Source organism: Ruegeria sp. CH8, assembly GCF_056536985.1.
On record NZ_JBQFQR010000080.1, the window covers coordinates 1 to 1128 of the forward strand.

1 protein-coding gene is annotated in these 1128 nt (G+C 58.4%); it reads left to right on the forward strand.

From position 1 onward, the window contains the following. On the forward strand, positions 1-1128 hold a 1128-nt coding region (locus ACR0ER_RS25595), incomplete at both ends, for a cadherin-like domain-containing protein (protein WP_480771272.1).

The following is a 1128-nucleotide window of genomic DNA, read 5'->3' on the forward strand; positions in this document are numbered from 1 at the left end:
AGGACGCGGACAACTGGCTGCGCTTTGATACCTATTCTGACGGCAACAACCTGAGGGCCTTTGCGGCAATCACCGTCAATGGAAACTCCTCGCCTGCATTCAACGTGGTGATCCCCGGTGGCAGCGCCCCTTACCTGGAACTCACCCGCTCCGGTGATATTTGGACTTTCCGTTACTCAACTGACGGAGAGAACTGGACCACCGCCGGAAGCTTTGGCCATGTGCTGGCTGTCTCCGCTGTGGGTGTGTTCGCGGGCAATACCGGCAATGCGACGGGCTTTACCGCGCAGGTGGATTATTTTGAGACCTCAGCCGATCCGCTAGCAAATGAGGACGGCAACAGTGCACCGGGCAACGCGGTTCCGGACGCGGTAGATGACGGGTTGTCGACGGGTCAGGATACGGCTCTGGCTATCAATGTGGCGGCGGATCTGCTGGCCAATGACAACGACCCTGACAGTGACCCGCTGAGCCTGGACAGCTTCACCCAGTCGGCCAATGGCTCAGTGACAGATAATGGTGACGGAACGCTGACTTATACGCCCAATGCAGGGTTCACCGGAGCAGACAGTTTTACTTATACAGTCACCGATGGCACAGACACTGACACCGCAACCGTGACGGTCACGGTGACCGGCACGCCTCCGGGCAACGCGGTTCCGGACGCGGTAGATGACGGGTTGTCGACGGGTCAGGATACGGCTCTGGCTATCAATGTGGCGGCGGATCTGCTGGCCAATGACAACGACCCTGACAGTGACCCGCTGAGCCTGGACAGCTTCACCCAGTCGGCCAATGGCTCAGTGACAGATAATGGTGACGGAACGCTGACTTATACGCCCAATGCAGGGTTCACCGGAGCAGACAGTTTTACTTATACAGTCACCGATGGCACAGACACTGACACCGCAACCGTGACGGTCACAGTAACTGCCCCCCCCGGTTCCGGTACTTCGGATGACTTCTCAGCAACAACCCTTGACCCAATCTGGGCGTTTGCGGGACCAGGAGAGGTCAGTTCTGGATTGGGCACCTCTGGCAGTGATGCGTTTCTGACCTTGTCGACGCCTGCGGGTGATTATGATGTTTATGGCGAGAACCGAGGGGCGCGGTTGCTGCAGACCGTGG